Genomic DNA, 21,209 nt, shown 5'->3' with positions numbered 1-21,209 from the left:
ACTGCGAGAGCGTTTCTGTTGAATCCACCAAAGGTGAGAGAGCAGCACGAAAACGCCCACGCCGCCAGGGAGACGGTGGGGAGGACTACTTGACGCCGCGCTGCCTGGAGATTTCGTACAGCGAGATGCCAACGGCCATGGACGCGTTCAGCGATTCCATGGCGGAGTTGATCGGGATGGAGACGATCTGGTCGCAGTTTTCGCGGACCAGGCGGCTCAGGCCCTTGCCCTCGGAACCGACCACAATGCACACGGGCTCCGTGGCCAGGGTGAGGTCAGGCAGCGAAACGTCGCCGTCGCCGTCGAGCCCCAGGACGAAGATGCCCATGTTCTTGAACTGCTTCAGGGCACTGTTCAGGTTGGCGGCACGTGCCACCGGAACCCTAACGGCCGCGCCGGCGCTAGTCTTCCAGGCGGATGCCGTGACGCCCACGGAGCGGCGTTCCGGGACGATGACGCCGTGGCCGCTGAAGGCCGAGACGGAGCGGATGATGGCACCGAGGTTGCGCGGATCCGTGATGCCGTCCAGGGCAACAAACAGCGGCGCGTTGGCTACGTGGCCCTTCTTCCAGCGGTCCACGGTTTCCTCGGCCAGATCATACGCATCCTGGTACTCGTAGGGCGGGATCTGCAGGACCAGGCCCTGGTGCACGGCGTCTTCCGTCATGCGGTCCAGTTCGGTCTTGCCGGTCTCGAGCAGCGGGATGCCGCGTTCGGCGGCGATCTTCAGCGACTCCTTGACGCGGTCATCCATTTCAATCCGGATGGCGATGTGCAGGGCCTTCGCGGGGATCCCGGCGCGGAGGGCTTCAACTACGGAGTTACGGCCGGTGACGACTTCCTCGGTGGCGCGGCCCTTGGGGCCCGATCGGGAGGCACCGGCGCTGCGCGCGCCCGTGCCACGCTTGGCGGCCGAACGTTCGGCAAGCTGCTTGCTCTTGTGCGCCTTGTGGTACGGGCGGTCCTCCGCCTTGGGCGTGGGACCCTTGCCTTCCAGGGCCTTGCGGCCATGGCCACCGGTTCCGATGGTTGGCCCCTTCTTTGCTTTGACCGACCGGCGACCGTTGTTGGCCATGATTTTCCACCCTTGATTGTTTGACTGAATCTGCTTACCAGTCTACTGAATCAAGTAAAATCGCCGGTTCAGTCCCGTTGCAGGCTCCACGTAGCACCATCTGGGCCATCTTCGACGACGACGCCGGCCGCCTTCAGTGTGTCCCGGATGGCGTCGGAGGCAGCCCAGTCCTTGGCCGCCCGGGCCTGGGCGCGGGCAGCGAGTTGGGCTTCCACCAGGACGTCGAGGGCAGCCGATTCCCGGGCGTCCGCCGCCGGGCCAGAAGCCACTGCGTTCAGGCCCAGGACGCGCAACATGTCATGAACGCTGTGCAGCGCCTGCTGTGCGTCCTCCAGCCGCCCCTCCGTCAGGGCCGAATTTCCGGACCGAACCGTTTCGTGGACAACGGCGAGGGCCTGCGGCACGTTGAGATCGTCATCCATGGCCCGCTCGAACGCCTCGGGAACCTTGCCGTACGTGAAGAAGCCATAGTTCCCGCCGGCGGAGAGTGCACCAACGGCGCGGCTGATAAAACCGTCGATGCGTTCGACGGCGGCGGCGGCCTCTTCCAGCGACGTGGGGCGGTAGTCCAGCACTGAGCGGTAGTGGGCCTGTCCGAGGTAGTAGCGGACCACCCGCGGCGACGCGAGGTCCAGCATCTCCGAAGGGCTGATGGTGTTGCCGATGGACTTGGACATTTTTTCGCCCTGGTAGGTCACCATGCCGTTGTGCATCCAGAAGTTGGCGAAGCCGTGCCCAGCGGCCTGGGACTGGGCCATCTCGTTTTCGTGGTGCGGGAAGCGCAAGTCCAGTCCGCCGCCGTGGATATCAAATTCGGTGCCGAGGTACTTGGTGACCATGGCGGAGCATTCCAGGTGCCAGCCCGGGCGGCCGGCGCCCCAGGGCGAGGCCCAGCTCGCCGTCGTCGGCTCTCCTTCTTTGGAGCCCTTCCACAGCGCAAAGTCGCGAGGGTCTTTCTTGCCTCGGGGATCCGCGTCCGGGGCACCCTGCATGTCGTCAATGTTCTGGCGCGTCAGTGACCCGTACTTGTCCCAGGACCGTACGTCGAAGTAAACATCCCCGGAGTCGTCCAGCGCGGGGTAGGAGTGGCCCCGGTCGATCAGCTGCTGGATCAGCGCATGCATTTCGGGGATATGGCCGGTTGCCCGGGGCTCATAGGTGGGCCGGGAAACGCCGAGCGTGTCGTAGGCCTGCAGGAACGCCTGCTCGTAGCGGTAAGCCAGCGCCCACCATTCTTCCTCGCGGACGGTGTCCGGTCCGGCTTCGAAGTCCGGGCTGAACGACTCGGCAGACTTGGCGAGGATCTTGTCATCGATGTCCGTGACGTTGCGGACCACGGTGACCCGCAGCCCCTTGTACTCGAGCCAGCGGGTGAGCTGGTCAAAGGCGATCGCCGAGCGGATGTGGCCCACGTGCGGCATGCCCTGCACGGTGGCTCCGCAGTAGTACAGGCTCGCTTTTCCCGGGACGAGGGGAACGAAGTCACGGACTTCGGCGGAAGCGGTGTCATAGAAGCGGAGAGTCACCGCTCCAGATTAGCGGAAAAGGCCTGCGTGGCGGCCCCCGCGCGATATCCGGCCTGAACAGCTCGCAGTTGAATCAACGCGGATAGACCAAAGCGGTGGCGACGGCGGAAATGCCCTCGCCCCTGCCGGTGAAACCCAGTCCGTCGCTGGTGGTGGCGGTAACACTGATCGGAGCCCCGGCCGCTTCGCTCAGCACACGTTGGGATTCTTCCCGCCTCGGGCCGAATTTGGGCCGGGTAGCCACGAACTGCACCGCCACGTTGCCGATCTCAAAGCCGGCAGCACGGACAATCCTCGCCGCCTCGGCCAGCAGCGTGATGCCGGAGGCGCCGGCGAACTCCGGGCGGTCGGTGCCGAAGTGCGTGCCGAGGTCCCCGATGCCGGCGGCCGAGAACAGGGCGTCGGCGGCGGCATGGGCCACGGGGTCACCGTCCGAATGCCCGGCCAGTCCGCGCTCGCCTTCCCAGAACAGCCCGCCCAGCCAGAGCGGACGGGGGAGGTCATCGGAGGCGTAGGCGTGGACATCCAGGCCGATACCCGTGCGCGGCAGGATCATCTTGGCTTCACTCACGATTAACCTTCCACCCAGCGGATGCCCAACGGGCCCTCCAGCAGCCCTTCGGCAATGATCAGGTCCAGCGGCGTGGTGATTTTCAATGACTGGGTGGAGCCATGCACTGCATGTACCGGAACTCCCAGCAGTTCAACCAGCATGGCGTCGTCCGTGACCGCGGCAGCCTGCTTCTCGTCAAAGCCCGCCGCCGCCTGATGGGCCTGGATCAGTGTGGACAGCCGGAACCCTTGGGGCGTCTGGACCGAACGGAGCTCATCCCGCGGTGCTGTCCCCGTCACGAGTTCCGGGGCGATCCTGCTGTCGTCACCGCTCGTCGGGGTAACCATCTTCACCGTATCCACCACCGGTACCGCCGGAATCACGGCAACGGCGCCGGCAGCCAGGGAATCAACAACGCGGTGGAAGACGTACTCGGGCGTCAGCGCCCTGGCGGCGTCGTGGACCAGTACGGCTTCGGTGCCGTCCAGCAAGGCGGCCAACGCTGACCGGACGGACGCGGCACGGGTGGCGCCGCCGTCGACTGTGGTCAGCAGGGGAAGCGGGCTCTCCGGGTTGCCGTCGTGCCCCGCCCGGAGTTCCTCGGCGAAGGCCGCGCACAACTCCTGCAGGACGGTATCGCCGGGCGGCAGGGCCACACAGATCTGGCGTGCGACGCCCGCGGCGGCGACGCCCCGGAGGGCATGGGTGAGGATGGCGTCACTCCCCAGCGGCACCCGCGCCTTGGGCATGCCGTAACCCAGCCGTTCGCCGGAACCGGCAGCCACTATGACGACCGCGGTGACGGGGCGGGGAAGTCCGTTGTTCATACTGTCCAGCCTACGTCCCCGCCTGCCCGGCCTGCCGAATCCCACCCACGCGACGCGCCTGCCGCAGCCGAGGCGTGGTCCGAAAAAGGGCAAAAAGAAACCCCGGAAGCACTCGCGTACCCCCGGGGTTCAATTCTTAGGAAGCCAGGACCTCGTCGAGAACGCTTGCCGCCTTCTCTTCGTCGGTCTTTTCGGCCAGAGCAAGTTCTGAAATCAGAATCTGCCGGGCCTTGGCCAGCATGCGCTTCTCACCTGCGGAAAGGCCCCGATCGTGATCACGGCGCCAAAGGTCGCGAACAACCTCTGCTACCTTGATGACGTCACCGGAAGCAAGCTTCTCCAGATTTGCCTTGTATCTGCGCGACCAGTTGGTGGGTTCTTCAGTGAACTCGGCCCGCAGCACATCGAATACGTGCTCCAGACCTTCCTTGCCCACTACGTCACGAACCCCAACAAGGTCAACGTTCTCTGCTGGAACTTCAATGGTCAGATCACCCTGAGCCACCTTGAGCTTGAGATACATTTTCTCTTCGCCCTTGACAGTGCGCATCTTGATTTCTTCAATTTTTGCAGCACCGTGGTGAGGGTAAACTACTGTCTCGCCGACCTCAAATACCATGTGGACATTCCCCTTTCCCGCAGATCAGTTTATCACGATTCGGGCATATGACTGGCCCCGAACCGGTCCCGAAACCCCGGAAATACGCGGAAAATGGGCAGAATAGACCCCCCTGGACCCCTTGACGGATGCAGATAATAGTGCATGTGCGGCCTGCTGCCAAGGGCAACGTGACCGTGCGGAATCCTCGTTTGGCCCGGTTTGCCGTTAGGCTATGGCTGAATAATGTTTCAAGACTCTCGAGGAGTACGTGACGTGCGTTTCACTGCGATGAACCGGGCCCAGGGCGGCAAACTGGCACTGGCGGCAGGATCCCTGGCCCTCGTCCTGGCGACGATGACCGGCTGTGGCTACATCAACCCCCAGCAGACTTCTCACCAGTACGCGGCGTCGGACGGTATCCGCGCCGACCTGGGTCCGCTGCAGCTGCGCAACATGCTGATTGTCTCCGCCGGCGAAGACAAGCCCGGCCGCCTGCTCGGCGCCGTTTACAACTCCTCATCAAAGGACGTCAAGCTCACGGTCAACGGTGCCGAGGGTTCGCAGACGCAGGTGCCGGTGAAAGCGAACTCCTACACCCTGCTCAACGACTCCGCGGATGAAGCCATCCTCAGCACCAGCGGCGGCATCGCCGGTTCGCTTGTGGACGTCAAGGTCACTGAAGACGGCACCAACGTGACGAAGACTGTCCGGATCCCCGTCCTGGATGCTTCGCTCGCGGAGTATAAGGAGTACCTGCCGGCCGGCAGCGAACCGACCGGATCCGCCACACCCAGCCCGTCGCAGTCGGCCACCAGCACAGGTGCGGCCCACTAAGCAGCAACAACAAAGCACAAAAGGAGGGGCTCCCCCGCGGGGGAGCCCCTCCTTTTGTGCACTTGAAGCCTCCTGCGCGTGATGCCTTGTGTGCCTTACCGGCGGGGAAGCCTACGGCTCGAACTTGTAGCCCAGGCCTCGGACGGTTACCAGGTAGCGGGGCACGGAGGGGTCGGGCTCGATCTTGCCGCGCAGGCGCTTGACGTGCACGTCAAGGGTCTTGGTATCCCCCACATAGTCCGAGCCCCAGACCCGGTCGATCAGCTGGCCGCGGGTCAGCACGCGGCCGGAGTTGCGCAACAGCATTTCCAGCAGCTCGAATTCCTTCAGCGGCAGGAGGACCTGCTGGCCATCCACGCTGACCACATGGCGTTCGATGTCCATCCGGACAGGGCCGGCCTGCACTGTGGCCGAGATCAGTTCTTCAGGTTCACCCTGCCGGCGGAGCACGGCCCGAACGCGGGCTACCAGCTCGCGGGAGGAGTAGGGCTTGGTGACGTAGTCGTCGGCTCCCAGCTCCAAGCCAACCACCTTGTCTATTTCGGAGTCCTTGGCCGTCAGCATGATGACCGGAACGCTGGAGCGCTGCCGCAACTGGCGGCAGACCTCGGTGCCTGACAGGCCGGGGAGCTGCAGATCCAGCAGCACCAGATCCGCGCCATTTCGGTCGAATTCGGTGATGGCGTCCAAGCCGTTGTCTACCACCTCAACCTCGAACCCCTCCTTGCCCAACAAATAGGACAACGGATCACTGAAAGATTCTTCGTCTTCAACAATCAAAATCCTGCTCAAGCGCTGGCTCCTTGCTCATGTACGCCGCGTTCTTTGTCACGCTCGGGTACGGCTCGTTGTTTGACACCTGCAGTATCCGGCTCGTCCTGGCTTTCCATCTCGGGCAGCCGCAGGGTGAAAGTGGAACCCTGGCCGGGCCGTGACCACAATGTCACTTCACCGCCGTGGTTCGAGGCAACGTGTTTGACGATACTCAGGCCCAGGCCCGTTCCGCCCGTGTGGCGCGAACGCGCCGCATCCACCCGATAGAAGCGCTCAAACACCCGCTCCTGGTCCTCCGGGGTCAGGCCCTCGCCCTGGTCCGTGACAGAAACGGCGATCAGCCCCTCCTTGGACCGGACGCCCACGCCTACCCTGGTGTTTTCCGGGGAGTAGCGGATGGCGTTGTCGATCAGGTTACGCAGTGCTGTCACCAGCAGGTCCCGGTCACCAAAGACGGTGGCTTCCACCCGGTCGCCCACCACGATCCGGATGTTCTTGCTTTCAGCGGGGAGCTGGGACCGGTCCACTGCCTCGGTGATGACCGCGTTGATGTCCACGGCCTTGCCCTCTTGGGAGACGCTGGCACCCTGGAGGCGCGAAAGTTCGATAATGTCCTGGACCAGGGCGGCCAGCCGGCCTGATTCCTTGTGCATCCGCTTGGCGAACCGGCGAACCGCTTGTTCGTCGTCGGCTGAGGACTCCAGCGCCTCGGCCAGCAGGGAAATTGCGCCCACCGGGGTCTTCAGCTCGTGGGACACGTTGGCCACGAAGTCGTTGCGGATCTCTTCGGTGCGGGTGATTTCGGTGCGGTCGTCAGCCAGCAGCACGATATATTCCTCGCCGAGCATGGCCGCCCGGACCTGCACGATGATAGTTCCCTGGCCCAGCGGACCGCGCTGCAGCTCCAGCCGTTTCTCCAGAATCACGCCGTCGCGGCGCACGCCGGCCGTCATGTCCAGCAGTTCCTTGTGGACCACCGTATGGCCACGGACCAGACCGTACGCATAAGCTGCCGGGCTGGCGCGCACCACCCCGTCCACCGCGTCAACCACCACAAAAGCCCGTCCGACTACGGCCAGCACTTCCGCGGCGCCGGCCGGCAAAGCGGGTTCGTCCATGTCGACGTCAACAAGCTTGCGCTGCTTTTCACTGATCCTGAAAGCGAGCACGCCAAAGGTACCGAGCGACAGGCCGACCAGGCCGGCGATGACACCGGTGAGCATAGGATCCACGACTCCAGCTTAGGCCGTGGTTCCCGCCCAGACGGTGCGTCATGGGCCATTACGGGGACGGTTCAGCTAACGTTCATCTACAACCGACTAATCGTTTACCGCACGCTGACATAGTTGTACGTTGGAGTGCCGAATGGCGACATGAGTTCCGTCTGCCACCTGAGGGGCGGAGTTCCAAAGAAAGGACGCCCACGTGCGTAAGGTTTTTCAGGAAGAGTTGACCCAGGTGGGTGAGCAGCTGGTGGAGATTTCGAAGCTGGTCAGCGAAGCAATGGGGAAGGCCGCTACGTCGTTCCAGATTGCCGACGTTGATCTGGCTGAGGACGTCATTGCCGCGGACGCCCGCATCGACTTTTTGCAGACCAGCCTCGATGAGCGCGCCATCGATATCCTTGCCCTGCAGGGGCCGGTGGCCAGCGATCTGCGGATGATCGTGGGCTCCCTGCGCATGAGCGCTTCCCTGGAGCGGATGGGAGACTTGGCCCGCCACCTCGCCCAGCTGGCCCGGCTGCGCTTCCCGTCCACTGTGATTCCTGCGTCCATGACGGACACGTTCAACAAAATGGCCGAGCAGGACCAACTGATCGCGGACAAGCTCGTCGAGCTGCTGGAAACCCGGGACCTGGAAGTGGCCCGCGACATCCTCAAGGCCAACAGCACCATCGACGATCTTCATCTGAGCGTCTTCAAGGCGATCGCCGCCCCGGACTGGGCCGAGTCCCCCGCCACCACCGTGGATGTGGCCCTGGCCAGCCGCTACTTCGAACGGTTCGCCGACCACGGCGTGTCCGTGGCCCGCAAGGTCACGTACCTCGTCACCGGCGAATGGCAGCCGCAGGGCTTCTAGCCGCTCCCCTTACATGTACGACGGCGGGCCGGTCACCTGAGGTGACCGGCCCGCCGTCGTTCGTTTAGCTACCTTATTACTTGCCCTGGTTGGCCACTGCCAGGATGGCCTCCGCGGCGGCCGCCGGATCCAGGTAGGTGCCGCCCGGCTTGATCGGCTGGAAGTCCTCGTCCAGGTCGTAGACCAGCGGGATGCCCGTGGGGATGTTCAGGCCGGCGATGGCGTCGTCGCTGATGCCATCCAGGTGCTTGACCAGGGCGCGCAGCGAGTTGCCGTGGGCGGTGACCAGGACGGTCTTGCCGGCTTTGAGGTCGTCTTTGATGTCCGATTCCCAGTAAGGAAGCAGGCGGACCAGGACATCCTTGAGGCACTCGGTGCGGGGAAGTGCGTCGCCGAGGTCCGCGTAACGGGGGTCGTGGGCCTGGGAGAACTTGGAGTCGTCGGCCAGGCGCGGCGGCGGGGTGTCGTAGGACCGGCGCCATTCCATGAACTGCTCCTCGCCGTATTCGGCCAGGGTCTGTGCCTTGTCCTTGCCCTGCAGGGCACCGTAATGGCGTTCGTTCAGGCGCCAGTCCCGCTTGACGGGGATCCAGCCGCGGTCGGCCTTGTCCAGGGAAATGTTGGCCGTGTTGATGGCCCGCTTCAGGAGCGACGTGTAGAGGACATCCGGGAGAAGATCGTTCTCAACCAGGAGCTCGCCGCCGCGTGCTGCTTCCTCGCGGCCCTGGTCGTTGAGGTCAACGTCCACCCAGCCGGTGAATAGGTTTTTGGCGTTCCATTCGCTGTGGCCGTGGCGCAGCAGAATCAGCTTGTAAGTCATGATTTTTATCCTAGCCGAGGCACGGCGGCACCCGCCTTGCGTTACAAGGGGCGACACTTCTCAAGGAATCGGAAGGCAGCGGAAGGATCGCAGGGATAGGGTGGTGCGGTGGTGCAAAAAGCGGAACGGGTGGCGAACGCCCAGATCTCGGGCAGGACCGCTGGCGCGCAGGGCAGACCCGCCAGGCCAGGCAGGCCCGTTGGAAACGTCACCCGGGGCACCACCAATCCCAACCGCATGCGCCGCGTGGACCGCTGGCTCACCGGCCCCCAGGCCTGGCGCCTGCGCGCTGCCGAAGACCCTCTCGTGGTTGACCTGGGCTACGGCGCAACGCCGGCCACCGCCGTCGAACTCTTTGAACGCCTCCGCGCCGTCCGGCCGGACGTGCGGGTGTGTGGAATCGAAATCGAGCCGGAGCGCGTCCGGGTGGCCAAAGCGCTGGAGAGGCCGGGACTGAGCTTTCAGGTAGGCGGTTTCGAGTTGCCACTGTCCGGGCGTCCGGTGCTGGTCCGCGGCTTCAACGTCCTGCGGCAGTACGAAGAGGCCGATGTGGCGGGGATCTGGCGGCTGGTCCAGGGACGGCTCGCCCCCGACGGTCTCTTTATCGACGGGACGTGCGATGAGATCGGGCGGCGGGTGACGTGGGTTGCCCTCGATGCCGAGCGGCCGTTGTCACTGAGCATGTCCGTGCGGTTCGGCAGCTTTGACCTGCCGTCGGAAATTGCCGAGCGGCTGCCGAAGGCACTGATCCACCGCAACGTTCCGGGCGAGCCTGTCCACCGGCTGATGCAGGCCATGGACCGGGCCTGGCTGGAGTCGGCGCCGCTGGCCTCGTTCGGCAACAGGCAGCGCTGGCACGCCATGTGCACGGCACTGCTCGACGGCGGGTGGCCGGTTCAGGACGGGCCGTCGCGGTGGCGCCTGGGCGAACTGACCGTGGCCTGGGAAGCTGTGGCGCCGTCAGTTTAGTGTGGGCCCACGCCGGCAGGGTTCCCTGAGCGAGCCTGCGAGCTGAGGGGCCGGTGGGGGTCACCAGCCGCCGTAGGGCCCCGTATTGCGGCTGCCGCCGCGTCCGGCGTCCTTGACCGCTGGCCGGACGTCTGCGAGGTAAATGGACGCTGCCACCACGGCGGCGAGCCCAAAGAGGCCAAGCGTGCCGAAGATTCCGCCGCTGCTGAAGAGCGAGATGACGCCGATCAGGGTGGCTCCGCCGGTCAGGGCGAGCCAGAAGGTTTTGCTTCGTTTGCCGGTGGCCTCAAAGGCGGCGGGCTTGTGCCTGACGCAGTCCAGCAGAGCCCACACCTCAAGTCCGAGTGCCACCAGGGCAAGGATAAAAAACACTGCCAGCTCTACAGGCCGAATTATCAGTTCACCGTCCACCGTCCAAGCCTAGCGGCCCAGCGAGTCGAGCGCCTGCTTCAAATCGGCCCAGAGGTCCTCAATGTTTTCAATGCCGACGCTCAGGCGCACCAGGTTGTCAGGGACACTTAGCGGCTCAGCCGTGTGGCGGCGACGCCGTTCGATCAGCGATTCCACCCCGCCCAGGGATGTCGCCGGGAGCCAGAGCTGCAGGGCGCGGACCAGTTTGTCCGCGGCGTCCGCTCCGCTCAGACCGGCCACCGGCGCGATCTGGATGCAGACGATCGAGCCGAATGCCGTCATCTGGGTCTTGGCCCGTTCGTGGCCGGGGTCCGTGGGAAGGCCCGGGAACCGGATGCTTTCGATCAGGGGGTGCGTGCTGAGGCGTTCGGCCAGGACCGCGGCGGATGCCTGCGACCTTTCCACACGCAGGGCAAGGGTCCGGAGGCCGCGCAGTGCCAGCCATGCCTCGAATGGCCCGGCAATGCCTCCGTGGATGATCCGGTGGTGCAGCAGCGCTGCCCGGATGTCCGGGTTGGAAGTCACCAAGGCGCCGAGGACGACGTCGGAATGTCCGGCCAGGTATTTGGTCACCGAGTGAAGGACGACGTCGGAACCCAGGCTCAGCGGCTGCTGGACCAGTGGCGTGGAGAACGTATTGTCCGTCACCACAATGGCGCCCACGTGATGGGCCGCCGCAGTGAGTTCTCGGATATCGGCGATGCCCAGCATGGGGTTGGTGGGGCTCTCAAGCCACAGCATCCCGGCCGCCTTGGCGTCCGGGCCCCGCGGGGCGAGCTGTGCTTTGACCGCGTCTGTGTCCGCGATATCCACAGTCCGCAGTTCCAGGAAGCCCTTCTGCGCCAGCTCCGTGGCCATCACCAGCGAGCCCGCGTAGCTGTGCGACGGCATCACCAGGACGCCTCCAGCGGGCAGCAGGGACAGTGCCGAACTGACGGCTGCAAGTCCGGACGCGTAAAGCAGGCCGGGCAGTTCAGATCCTTCAAGCTGGCCCAGGGCCTCCTCAAAGGGATCCCAGGTGGGGTTGGAATAGCGGCCGTAGCCCCGGTCCCCGTCGCCGAGCGCTCCCGTGCCGAAGTACGTCGAGGACAGCACGATGGGCGGGTTGACGGGCTCGTCCCGCTCACGTGGCGGCCGGCCGGCGGCAACCACCACGGTTTCGGCCGACAGGGACGCTGCGTACTGTTCCGAGAGACTCATGGAGAAAGCGTACTTGGACGTGCGGGGGCGCCCGAAGTCGGTAGGCTTGAGCAGTGACCACCAACAGCCCTGGACTTTTCATCGCCTTCGAGGGCGGCGACGGCGCCGGCAAGTCCACCCAGGCTGCCCGGCTTGCCGAGACCCTGGAAACACGTGGCCTGACGGTCCTGAGGACCCGCGAACCCGGCGGGACGCCCATTGGCGAAAAACTGCGTTCCCTGGTCCTGGACCACGGCCACGGCCACATCGACGCCCACACCGAGGCCCTCATTTTTGCCGCCTCGCGCGCAGCCCATGCCAGCCAGGTCATCCGCCCGGCACTGGAACGCGGCAACGTCGTCCTCACCGACCGCTACATTGATTCCTCGGTGGCGTACCAGGGGGCCGGCCGGGATCTTGGCACCGACGCCGTCCGTTCGCTGAACGAATGGGCCACGTCTGGGCTGCAGCCGGATCTCACCGTGTTGTTGGACGTGGATCCCGCTGACGGCCGCCGCCGCCGCACCGCCGGCCACGCCGCCGAAGACCGCCTTGAGTCAGAGGCCGATGAGTTCCATTCAACAATCCGCGGGGCGTTCCTCGAGCTGGCCGCCGGCCGGCCGGAGACATACCTGGTCCTGCCGGCTGACCTACCCGTCAATGACCTGGCCGCGCGGATCCTCGCCCGGGTGGATGCCCTGCTCGCGTCTGCAGGCCGGGGCGCCGCATGACTGTCTGGGACGACCTTCAGGGCCAGCCCGCCGTCGTCGAACAGCTCCGCCAGGCCACGCTGGGCGAGGGACTGACCCATGCCTGGCTCTTCACGGGCCCGCCCGGCTCCGGGCGTTCCAACGCCGCGAAGGCCTTCGCGGCCGCCCTCAACTGCGACCAGGACGACGTGGCCAGGCGCGGCTGCGGCGAGTGTCCCGCCTGCCTGACCATCCTGGGCGAGACCCATTCCGACGTGACGTTCGTCAGGACCGAGAAGGTCACCATCACCATCGATGAAGCCCGCGACCTGGTATCGAAGGCGGGCAACCGGCCGTCGTCCGGGCGCTGGCGGATCATTGTGGTGGAAGACGCCGACCGCATGGCCGAGCGGACCACCAACGTGCTGCTGAAGGCCATCGAGGAACCCACGCCGCGGACCATCTGGATGCTTTGTGCGCCGTCGCCCGCTGACGTCCTGGTGACCATCCGGTCGCGCTGCCGGGCCGTGGCCCTGCGGCTGCCGCCGGCCGCCGACGTCGCCGCTTTGCTGGTGAAGCGCGATGGAGTGGACCCGGCGCTCGCCGAACGCGCGGCCCGCGCGGCGCAAAGCCACGTGGGAATCGCCCGCCGGCTGGCGCGGGACCCTGAGGCGAGGGAACGCCGGCTAGAAACCGTGAGGTTCCCGCTGGGTCTGCGCGGCGTGACCGCGGCGGTGATGATGGCGGACAAGCTGGTGAAGATCGCCACCGCGGAAGCCAACAGTTCCAATGAAGAGCGCGACGCCGCCGAGAAGGCTGCGCTGCTGGCCACCCTGGGTGCCCCGGAGTCAGGGACGCTCCCGCCGACCATGCGCAGCCAGGTCAGGCAGCTTGAAGACGACCAGAAACGACGGGCAAAGCGATCCATCACGGACTCCCTGGACCGGACGCTGACGGACCTCCTCTCGTTCTACCGGGATGTGCTGATCATCCAGCTCGGGAACGCCGTGGAGCTGGTGAACGTTGAGCTCAGGGGCGAGCTGGAGGAATTCGCCGCCCGGTCTGCCCCGGAGACCACCCTCGCCCGCATGGACGCCATCAACAAAGCCCGCCAACGCATCACCACCACCAACGTTGCACCGCTGTTGACCATTGAGTCCATGGCAGCCAGCCTGATCTAGCAACTACTAGGAGACCGCTCGATGACTGCACGCCCCCTGCCCGCACGCTCCCGATCCCTGGTGATTGGGCTGCGGGCTGCCGGCGCCCTGATCCTGGCCCTGACGCTGGCCTCGTGCAGCCTATTTGGCGGGGACACCCCGGACGCGGCCCCCGCTACGGCAAAGGCAGACCCTTCCATCGTGGCGTCCGCGCCCGCTGGCTTGGACACCTTCTACGCCCAGGAGGTGGTGTGGGAGTCTTGCGAAAACGGCTTCCAGTGCGCCAAGGTCACCGTGCCCATGGACTATGCGAAGCCGGACGGCGACACGATCCAGATAGCTGCGCTGCGGGCCCCCAGCACCGGCAAGAAAACCGGGAGCCTGCTGGTCAACCCGGGTGGTCCGGGCGGGTCCGGCTACGACTTCGTCAAGGATGCGGCCGGAACGCACTTCTCGCAGTCCGTCCGCGCCAGCTACGACCTGGTGGGCTTTGACCCGCGGGGCGTCAAGCGCTCCGCCCCTGTCACGTGCCTGACCGATGCCGAACGGGACGCGTCGCGGGCAAAGGTCTATGCCCTGGAGACCGACGCCGGGCTTGCCACCGCGTTGGCCGACAACAAGGCCATCGCAGCGCAGTGCGCCGAACAGACCGGTCCTGTACTGGGCCACATCGATACGGTGAGTGCGGCCAAGGACCTGGATATCCTGCGGGCCGTGCTCAACGACGCGAAGCTCAACTACCTGGGGTACTCCTACGGCACTTTCCTTGGTTCCACCTACGCCTCGCTGTTCCCGGACAATGTGGGCCGCATGGTCCTTGATGGTGCCCTGGATCCGTCCATCAGTAACGAGGAGCTGACCAGCGGCCAGGCCGTGGCCTTCGAAAAAGCCATCAGGGCCTATGTGGCCAGTTGCCAGCAGGAATCCTCGTGTCCGCTCAGCGGGAATGTGGACAGCGGAGTCCAACAGATCCGCGACATCATCAACGCAGTCCAGGAGACGCCCCGCTTGGCCAAGGACGGCCGCCTGGTGAACGCCACGATGTTCGTCAGCGGTCTCATCACTCCGCTGTACAACGACCAGAGCTGGCCCGCCCTGACCCAGGCCCTTGAGGCCGCGATGACGGGTGACGTGAGCCTGATGCTCCGACTGGCGGACCTCGGCGCGGACCGCGGCACCGATGGGAAGTACACGTCCAACTCCACCTTCGCCTTCAGCGCCATCAACTGCCTGGACTACCCCATGGTGTCCGACACTGCCGCCATGCGTGCGGAACAGCAGCGGCTTATGCAGGAATCCCCCACACTGGGCTACTTCTTCGCCTACGGCGGCACCAACTGCGCAGACTGGCCGTACAAAAACGTGCGCACCCCGGCCCCGGTGGAATACACCGGTGAAGCCCCGATCGTGGTTGTCGGAACCACCGGCGACCCTGCCACCCCCGTGGAATGGGCCGCATCCCTGCGCAAACAGCTAGGCAACGCCTCCCTGCTGACCTGGGAGGGAGAGGGCCACACCGCCTACGGCCGGGCCAACAGCTGCCTCGAAGACGCCGTGGACAAGTATCTTGTGGAGGGGACGGTTCCTGCCGACAACACGGTCTGCTGAGGTGTTTGGGACGCCCATTTTGACCCGGGTGCAGGGATTCTATTACAGTTGACTCTTGCATGAACCGCCCGGTTACCCGGGAGATTTTGTGCGGTGCTTCCTTAGCTCAGTTGGTAGAGCGTTTCACTCGTAATGAAAAGGTCATCAGTTCGATTCTGATAGGAAGCTCGGGACAAACCCCCTAGAAACCACGGTTTTTAGGGGGTTTTTCGCTGGTTAAGCCCAAACCGTCTACCGTCAACCGGACTCTCGTGAAGAACCTGCTGGGCAGGAATCGCACGACGTTGCCCCCGGATCTCGAGCGAACGGACACTTGAGGCCCACCGGTTTGGGGCCCCGACTGTACGTTCGCGCCGGAAACCGGTGTTTAGCTGGCCGGTCCGGCCACTCAAGGACTGGCCTTGCCGTGCTGGCCGCCTCGTTCTGGGGCACGGTAAGCATCACCGGCGAAGCTTCCGCGGGACCGCCGCATTGGGCTGAGCCGCCCACCCGATTCCAGTCCAGGTCGGCTTCCTTCTCAGCGAGGACCTGACCCGTTGCAGACAGCGCTTTTGCGGTCACGTGATCCGGGGAGCTCATGCTGACGGTGAACCGCCAAGTATCGGCGTCGATCCTTTCAGCGTAAAACGGGGCCATGGTCGGCTGGGTTTCCGGTGTGGGCGGGGCTGAGGCATCCAGCGGCGTTGTCACGACAATGCGCGGTGCTGCTGACCCAAGCTCCGGGCGCAGCTCCGAACATGCGCCATCGGCGCACAGCTGCACGGTATCAACCCGCGAAAGATCCCCCGCCAGTTCAACAGAGACGGAGTTGACCCACCCGATGGCTGGACAGGCGGTTGAGCAGCCGGCCACTGGAATGCAGACTGCCAATATCAGAACCGCCGGCCGGACAAGGAGCCCCCACACTCTTCTCAAGCGGCCAGTCTAGGCTGCGCGAAGTGCAGCCTTCGCTCCCCCTATGATGGCGTGCATGGATGACAAGGCGCTGGCGGCTATCGCGTTCGAACTGTACGCTCTGCCTTTCGAAGAATTTGTGGCTGCCCGGACGGCCGCAGCCAAGGACGCCGTCGGTTCCGGGAAGGAGCTCCTGGCCGAGGTCAAGGCCTTGCCAAAACCGTCAGTGGCAGCCTGGACCGTCAACATGCTGGCCATCCATGAGCCAGGAGTGCTCGCGCAGCTTGCCGAGCTCGGCCAACGGATGCGGTCGGCCCAGGCATCCCTCGACGCCGCCGCCCTGAGGGAACTGGCGCGGGAGCGCCGCACCCTGCTCGGAACCGCCGTCGATACCGCCCGCTCCGTTGCCGAGCGCCAGGGGCGCAGCATCAGCGACACCATCGCGGCCGACGTCGAGCGGACCCTGCAGGCGATGACCGCCGACGAAGGTGCCACCGCCGCTGTCCAAAGCGGACTGCTGGTCCAGGCACTGTCCGCCGACGGCGTGGACACTGTTGATCTCGATGGGGCCGTAGCGGTGCCCGGGGCAGTGCCGTCGCCGCGCGCCACACCACAAGTCACTCCCAAGCAGCCACCGGCCGAGGCACCCGGGCACGAAGAACGGACGACGGCGGAACGCGGCACCCGCAAACCCGCGGACGAGCCGCGCCTCAAGGCTGTCCGGGAAACTCCGCGACCGGCGTCCCCTTCGGCCCTGGAGAAAGCCAACGCCGCCTTGGCCGAGGCCACTGGGGCTGAGGAGGAGTCCGCCCGGCTGGCCGCGGACCGGCAAAGGCAGCTGGCGGACACGGAGGCTGAAGTCGCGGACCTCACCCGTGAAACACGCGAGCTCCGCGACCGGCTCAAAGCCGCGGAGGAGCAGCTGGAAAGTGCCAGGAAAAGCCTGGGCACGGCGGCGGCCGAGGCCAAGCAGGCGGCGCGGGCAGCAGACAAGGCCAAGCGTTCGGCCATGCTCGCGCAGGAGCGGGTGCTCCGCCTGGGCAACACGCGGAACTGATGAACGGTTATTGTCAGACCCCGGTTGCAGACTGGATTTATGGAAAACCAACTTACCCAGGAATTTCACGTCACGTACTTCGACGCCGATTGCGGCCGGATCAGCACTGAAAGCTTCGATTCCCTGAAGCAAGCCGAGCGTTTCGCCAGCCGGAATTGCGTCGGCGAGGAATCGTGGGCCGTCATCGACGCTGTTGCCATGGGGCAGGCCCGGATCGCCGCCTGAGGCTCAGCCCGAAATACTTTCGGGCTGTCCGCCGGCGGCGGCATCTTCGGCGAGCCGGCGTTCGGCGTCGGCCACCTGCTCAAACACTGATTGCGCGCGGCGGCGCACCGAAGCCGCCCCCACCGGGACGGGACCGACGGCGAGCCGCAGCATGGCGGCAGCCTCGGCAGTGGTGGCCAGCGAGTTGCCCGCCTTCGACAACGACCGGTGCACACCTGCCAAGTCCCCGGGAATGTCCAGCCCCTCGCTGGGCGAACGTCGCTGGGACTCGACGCAAACAACACGGACACGTTCCAGGAGCCCCGCCAGCTCGTTGGCTACTTCCACGAGTTCGGCATAAAGCTGCTCGTCTTCGACACCTTCGAGGACTTGGTGATAGCGGTCCAGGCCCCGGTGGAAACGATCGTGGGCTCGGCGCCAAAGGCCCTTCCCCAGCTCAGCATCGTCCTTGCGCCCTTGGCGGGCGGCAGTAAAGAATCCCACGCAGGAACCTAGAGGTACTGGCCGGGGCCGTGGTCCGGGTCATCCGGCTGGCCAGACGGTACCGGACCGGAACCCTGGCCGGCGGCGGCCCTCTGCGGCTCGCCGTTCTCCCCGATAACCACACCAGGGGCGATCATGGTGCCCGGCGGAAGCTGCTTGAGGTGCAGCTGGGTGGCGGCCTGCTCCCGTGCGGCGTGCTGGGCTGCGATGGCCGTCTGGATGCCGTGGAAGAGGCCTTCCAGCCACCCCACCAGCTGCGCCTGGGCGATCCGAAGCTCGGCGTCCGACGGCGTGGCGTTCTCCGGGAAGGGCAGGCTGATCCGTTCCAGCTCTTCAACGAGCTCCGGGGCCAGCCCGTCCTGCAGCTCCTTGATGGATCGCTCGTGGATTTCGGCGAGGCGTTCGCGCGCGGCGTCGTCCAGCGGAGCTGACTTAACCTCCGCCAAGAGCTGCCGGATCATGGTGCCGATCCGCATCACTTTCGCGGGCTCGTCCACGAGGTCCTGCAGGTTGCTGCCCGTGGCCTTGCCGCCGAGTGACGTGCTTGTAGCCGCCGGGCCGGTGCTGGCCGGGCCAGCAGCGCCAGAGCCGGCGCCGGATCCAGCCGGGCTGGCCGCAGCCGGCATGGCCGGTTCGCCGTTGTCGAGGGTCCTGCCCTCAACGGGGACATCATCAGGCTGAGTGTCTGTCGGATCGCTCATGCGTTCATACTCTCACGAGCGGAGGACGGGCCGTCCAGTCGATGAAGCAGCCCAGTCGATGAAGCCGACCAGCCGATGAAGGCTGGCCGGCCGTCAGCGTCAGCAGCACCGGCCCTGCGGGTTGGAGTCCTGGCGGTCCGTCCGGTCCCGCCAGAACTCGCGTTCCGTCAGAGGGGGCTCCCCGTGTCCGGCAGCGTGGTGGTGCTCCAGGTACTTGGCGTACGCATCAGCACCGAGCACGCCGCCGAGGTACCGGGCGAAACCCCGGAGCCCTGTAGCCACCGCGGCCAGACCGGGGCTCATTTGTGGTGACCCGCCCTTTCAAACCGCAGCTCGGCCGGCAGCTTGTTCCACTCGGCCAGCAGCTCACGTTCCGCGGGTGTGGGGATCAGCCCGGCGGGCGCGAAGACCTTCGACGGCCGGGCCTCATCCTCGTTGTCAACGTTCGGGATCCCCGCGGAATGGTTGCGGAAGGCCTGAATGGTGGCCATCACCGCCATGGCGATGACGATGATGCTCAGCACCACAAAGATGACGGACAGCCAGCCCTGGATCGCGGTGTTGCGCACCACGGCTTCCATGGCCGCCACGCTCTTGGCAGAGCCGAACTCCGTCTTGCCGTCCGCGAGTGCCTTGCTGAAGGCCGCATTGTTGGCGAAGTAGCCGACGGCGGGCGTTGAGGAGAAGATCTTCTGGTAACTCGCCGTGATGGTCACCACCGCCGCGAAGGCCAGTGGCACCGCAACGATCCAGAGGTACTTGAAGCTCCCCCGCTTGGCGACGATGGCCAGGCACACGGACAGCGCGATGGCGGCCAGCAGCTGGTTGGCGATGCCGAACAGCGGGAACAGCGTGTTGATGCCGCCCAGCGGATCAGTCACGCCCATGAGCAGCACGGCACCCCAGGCGCCCACCATAACGGCGGTGCACAGCCAGGCTCCCGGCCGCCACGAGGCTTCCTTGAACTTCGGGACGAAGTTGCCGATGGAGTCCTGCAGCATAAAGCGCGCAACGCGGGTGCCGGCGTCAACTGCGGTGAGGATAAACAGCGCCTCGAACATGATGGCGAAGTGGTACCAGAACGCCATCAGGGCCGTCCCGCCGATGAACTGCTGCATGATGTGGGCGAGGCCGACGGCAAGCGTGGGCGCACCGCCGGTCCGGGACACAATACTTTGCTCGCCGACGTTGGCTGCCGTCTCCGCGAGCATGGCCGGGTTGACGTTGACTCCGGCGAGGCCAAGGCTGTTGACCCAGGCCGCCGCTGTTTCCACCGTGCCGCCGGTCAGGGCCGCCGGCGCGTTCATGGCGAAGTAGAGCCCGCGGTCAATGGAGATGGCCGCGACCAGCGCCATGATGGCCACAAACGACTCCATCAGCATGCCGCCGTAGCCGATGAAACGGGTCTGGCGTTCCTTCTCGATCAGTTTCGGGGTTGTGCCCGAGGAGATCAGGGCGTGGAAGCCGGATAGCGCCCCGCAGGCAATGGTGACAAACAGGAACGGGAACAAGGCACCGGGGAAGACCGGCCCGTTGTCCCGGCTGGCGAACTCGCTGAAGGCCGGGACAGTGATTTCCGGGCGGACCACGATGATGGCCAGCGCGAGCATCACGATCACGCCGATCTTCATAAACGTGGAGAGGTAATCGCGGGGAGCCAATAGCAGCCAGACCGGAAGGATGGCGGCGATGAAGCCATAAACAATGAGGCCCCAGGCAATGGTCACCTTGTCCAGGGTGAATAACGCGGTACCCCATTCGGTCTCCGCCACCAGGCCGCCGCCGATGATGGCGGCCATCAGGAGCACAAAGCCGATCAGGGAGACTTCCATGATCTTGCCCGGCCGGATGTAGCGCAGGTAGACGCCCATAAACAGCGCAATCGGGATGGTCATACCCACCGAGAACACACCCCACGGGCTTTCGCCCAGGGCATTGACGACGACGAGCGCAAGGATCGCCACGATGATCACCATGATGAGCAGCGTGGCGATCAGTGCTGCCGTGCCGCCGATGACGCCCAATTCCTCGCGGGCCATCTGGCCCAGGGAACGGCCGCCGCGGCGCATGGAGAAGAACATCACCAGGTAGTCCTGGACGGCGCCTGCGAGCACAACTCCGATGATGATCCAGATAGTGCCGGGGAGGTAGCCCATCTGGGCCGCGATGATCGGCCCGACCAGCGGGCCGGCGCCGGCGATGGCGGCGAAATGGTGGCCGAACAGCACGTTGCCGTCCGTGCGGACATAGTCCTTGCCGTCAGCCTTGTATTCCGCCGGCGTGGCGCGGCGGTCATTCGGCTTGGTGATGAAGCGTTCGATCACTTTGGAGTAGAAGCGGTAACCGATCAGGTAGGTACAGACCGAGGCAAAAACGAACCAGATCGCGTTGACGGTTTCGCCCCGGACGATGGCCAGCATGAACCAGGCGAAGCCGCCGAGCAGTGCGATGGCTGCCCACAGGGCGATCTTGGCCGGGGTCCATTGTTCGTCGTCAGCCTCGCGGACGGCCTCATCCACGGCCGTTGGCGGAAGCTTCGGATCGTCGGTCAACGGGCCGCCTCCTTGCGCTGCACTTACCGGTTCGTCAGGCCTGCTGGCCATGTCTCCTCCTTGAGATTTGGTGCTTCAGTGAGATGCCCAAAGGCACCCTACCAACGCCGACGCGGCATTGTGCCCGCGCCGCCTGCCAATGCGGTGAACGGCGGGCGGGAGGCGCCGAGCGCAAAAAAACCCCCGTCCAGG

At 65.5% G+C, this 21,209-nt stretch carries 22 protein-coding genes and 1 tRNA gene; 9 read left to right on the top strand and 14 right to left on the bottom strand.

The features are described 5' to 3' along the window. Positions 1–85 precede the first annotated feature (85 nt). The 5 genes from rlmB to ACZYZ4_RS14920 form a co-directional block, all read right to left on the bottom strand. Positions 86–1,075: a 23S rRNA (guanosine(2251)-2'-O)-methyltransferase RlmB gene (gene rlmB / locus ACZYZ4_RS14940; protein ID WP_463862117.1), complete on the bottom strand. Its 990-nt coding sequence runs from the start codon at positions 1,073–1,075 to the stop codon at positions 86–88. A gap of 68 nt (positions 1,076–1,143) precedes the next feature. Continuing rightward, positions 1,144–2,601 (bottom strand): cysteine--tRNA ligase, encoded by a 1,458-nt coding sequence (gene cysS / locus ACZYZ4_RS14935; protein WP_463862115.1) that lies wholly within the window; start codon positions 2,599–2,601, stop codon positions 1,144–1,146. A 73-nt stretch (positions 2,602–2,674) separates the two neighbouring features. Then, on the bottom strand, positions 2,675–3,157 hold the full coding sequence (gene ispF, locus ACZYZ4_RS14930; RefSeq protein WP_463862141.1) for a 2-C-methyl-D-erythritol 2,4-cyclodiphosphate synthase: 483 nt from the start codon (positions 3,155–3,157) through the stop codon (positions 2,675–2,677). A 17-nt stretch (positions 3,158–3,174) separates the two neighbouring features. Further along, positions 3,175–3,981 carry a 2-C-methyl-D-erythritol 4-phosphate cytidylyltransferase gene (gene ispD / locus ACZYZ4_RS14925; protein WP_463862113.1) on the bottom strand — a complete coding sequence of 269 codons (807 nt, stop codon included), beginning with the start codon at positions 3,979–3,981 and terminating at the stop codon, positions 3,175–3,177. Positions 3,982–4,117: 136 nt separating this feature from the next. After that, complete coding sequence (locus ACZYZ4_RS14920; RefSeq protein ID WP_026266570.1) at positions 4,118–4,600, bottom strand: CarD family transcriptional regulator; 483 nt, start codon at positions 4,598–4,600, stop codon at positions 4,118–4,120. 270 nt (positions 4,601–4,870) lie between these two features. On the opposite strand from ACZYZ4_RS14920, the gene ACZYZ4_RS14915 reads away from it, so the two are divergent. Continuing rightward, positions 4,871–5,416, top strand: coding sequence for a hypothetical protein (locus tag ACZYZ4_RS14915; RefSeq protein ID WP_463862139.1), 546 nt, complete (start codon positions 4,871–4,873; stop codon positions 5,414–5,416). A gap of 111 nt (positions 5,417–5,527) precedes the next feature. On the opposite strand, the gene ACZYZ4_RS14910 is transcribed toward ACZYZ4_RS14915, so the two are convergent. Together ACZYZ4_RS14910 and ACZYZ4_RS14905 are read right to left on the bottom strand one after the other, a co-directional pair. After that, positions 5,528–6,208 carry a response regulator gene (locus ACZYZ4_RS14910; protein ID WP_354253015.1) on the bottom strand — a complete coding sequence of 227 codons (681 nt, stop codon included), beginning with the start codon at positions 6,206–6,208 and terminating at the stop codon, positions 5,528–5,530. Then, complete coding sequence (locus ACZYZ4_RS14905; protein WP_463862137.1) at positions 6,205–7,413, bottom strand: sensor histidine kinase; 1,209 nt, start codon at positions 7,411–7,413, stop codon at positions 6,205–6,207. The genes ACZYZ4_RS14910 and ACZYZ4_RS14905 overlap by 4 nt, the downstream gene beginning before the upstream one ends. Before the next feature lie 202 nt (positions 7,414–7,615). On the opposite strand from ACZYZ4_RS14905, the gene phoU reads away from it, so the two are divergent. Further along, entirely contained in the window at positions 7,616–8,269 is a 654-nt protein-coding gene (gene phoU / locus ACZYZ4_RS14900) for a phosphate signaling complex protein PhoU (protein WP_463862112.1), read from the top strand. A 76-nt stretch (positions 8,270–8,345) separates the two neighbouring features. Here the strand turns inward: phoU and ACZYZ4_RS14895 are convergent, their stop codons facing one another. Continuing rightward, entirely contained in the window at positions 8,346–9,089 is a 744-nt protein-coding gene (locus tag ACZYZ4_RS14895) for a phosphoglyceromutase (protein ID WP_463862110.1), read from the bottom strand. 108 nt (positions 9,090–9,197) lie between these two features. On the opposite strand from ACZYZ4_RS14895, the gene ACZYZ4_RS14890 reads away from it, so the two are divergent. Continuing rightward, positions 9,198–10,058, top strand: coding sequence for a class I SAM-dependent methyltransferase (locus ACZYZ4_RS14890; RefSeq protein WP_463862108.1), 861 nt, complete (start codon positions 9,198–9,200; stop codon positions 10,056–10,058). A gap of 60 nt (positions 10,059–10,118) precedes the next feature. Here ACZYZ4_RS14890 and ACZYZ4_RS14885 read toward each other — a convergent pair whose 3' ends face one another. Together ACZYZ4_RS14885 and ACZYZ4_RS14880 are read right to left on the bottom strand one after the other, a co-directional pair. Further along, on the bottom strand, positions 10,119–10,469 hold the full coding sequence (locus ACZYZ4_RS14885) for a DUF2516 family protein (RefSeq protein WP_463862106.1): 351 nt from the start codon (positions 10,467–10,469) through the stop codon (positions 10,119–10,121). Between the two features lie 9 nt (positions 10,470–10,478). Beyond that, the gene (locus ACZYZ4_RS14880; RefSeq protein ID WP_463862105.1) at positions 10,479–11,669 is read right to left on the bottom strand and encodes a trans-sulfuration enzyme family protein; all 1,191 of its coding nucleotides are present in this window, start codon (positions 11,667–11,669) and stop codon (positions 10,479–10,481) included. A gap of 53 nt (positions 11,670–11,722) precedes the next feature. Here ACZYZ4_RS14880 and tmk point away from each other — a divergent pair, with 53 nt between their 5' ends. The 6 genes from tmk to ACZYZ4_RS14850 all read left to right on the top strand — a co-directional run bounded on the left by tmk (position 11,723) and on the right by ACZYZ4_RS14850 (position 17,281). After that, a complete protein-coding gene (tmk, locus tag ACZYZ4_RS14875; protein ID WP_463862103.1) occupies positions 11,723–12,379 on the top strand; it encodes a dTMP kinase in 657 nt (218 codons plus the stop codon). Further along, positions 12,376–13,518 carry a DNA polymerase III subunit delta' gene (locus ACZYZ4_RS14870; RefSeq protein WP_463862101.1) on the top strand — a complete coding sequence of 381 codons (1,143 nt, stop codon included), beginning with the start codon at positions 12,376–12,378 and terminating at the stop codon, positions 13,516–13,518. Before tmk ends, ACZYZ4_RS14870 begins: the two co-directional genes overlap by 4 nt. Positions 13,519–13,539: 21 nt before the next feature. Further along, positions 13,540–15,105 carry an alpha/beta hydrolase gene (locus ACZYZ4_RS14865; RefSeq protein WP_463862099.1) on the top strand — a complete coding sequence of 522 codons (1,566 nt, stop codon included), beginning with the start codon at positions 13,540–13,542 and terminating at the stop codon, positions 15,103–15,105. A gap of 95 nt (positions 15,106–15,200) precedes the next feature. Then, a tRNA-Thr gene (locus ACZYZ4_RS14860) sits at positions 15,201–15,273 on the top strand. An 802-nt stretch (positions 15,274–16,075) separates the two neighbouring features. Further along, positions 16,076–17,056: a hypothetical protein gene (locus tag ACZYZ4_RS14855; RefSeq protein ID WP_463862097.1), complete on the top strand. Its 981-nt coding sequence runs from the start codon at positions 16,076–16,078 to the stop codon at positions 17,054–17,056. A 39-nt stretch (positions 17,057–17,095) separates the two neighbouring features. Further along, entirely contained in the window at positions 17,096–17,281 is a 186-nt protein-coding gene (locus tag ACZYZ4_RS14850) for a hypothetical protein (protein WP_463862095.1), read from the top strand. A 3-nt stretch (positions 17,282–17,284) separates the two neighbouring features. Here the strand turns inward: ACZYZ4_RS14850 and ACZYZ4_RS14845 are convergent, their stop codons facing one another. From ACZYZ4_RS14845 to ACZYZ4_RS14830, 4 genes are all read right to left on the bottom strand, one after another. Beyond that, a complete protein-coding gene (locus ACZYZ4_RS14845; RefSeq protein ID WP_463862093.1) occupies positions 17,285–17,764 on the bottom strand; it encodes a hypothetical protein in 480 nt (159 codons plus the stop codon). An 8-nt stretch (positions 17,765–17,772) separates the two neighbouring features. Then, entirely contained in the window at positions 17,773–18,465 is a 693-nt protein-coding gene (locus ACZYZ4_RS14840; protein ID WP_463862091.1) for a bacterial proteasome activator family protein, read from the bottom strand. A 99-nt stretch (positions 18,466–18,564) separates the two neighbouring features. Then, positions 18,565–18,768 (bottom strand): YbdD/YjiX family protein, encoded by a 204-nt coding sequence (locus ACZYZ4_RS14835; protein ID WP_254752449.1) that lies wholly within the window; start codon positions 18,766–18,768, stop codon positions 18,565–18,567. After that, positions 18,765–21,068: a carbon starvation CstA family protein gene (locus tag ACZYZ4_RS14830; protein ID WP_463862089.1), complete on the bottom strand. Its 2,304-nt coding sequence runs from the start codon at positions 21,066–21,068 to the stop codon at positions 18,765–18,767. Before ACZYZ4_RS14830 ends, ACZYZ4_RS14835 begins: the two co-directional genes overlap by 4 nt. Positions 21,069–21,209 lie beyond the last annotated feature (141 nt).

The sequence above is a fragment of the Pseudarthrobacter adonitolis genome (assembly GCF_055412845.1).
This window is presented reverse-complemented; position numbering and strand designations above follow the sequence as displayed.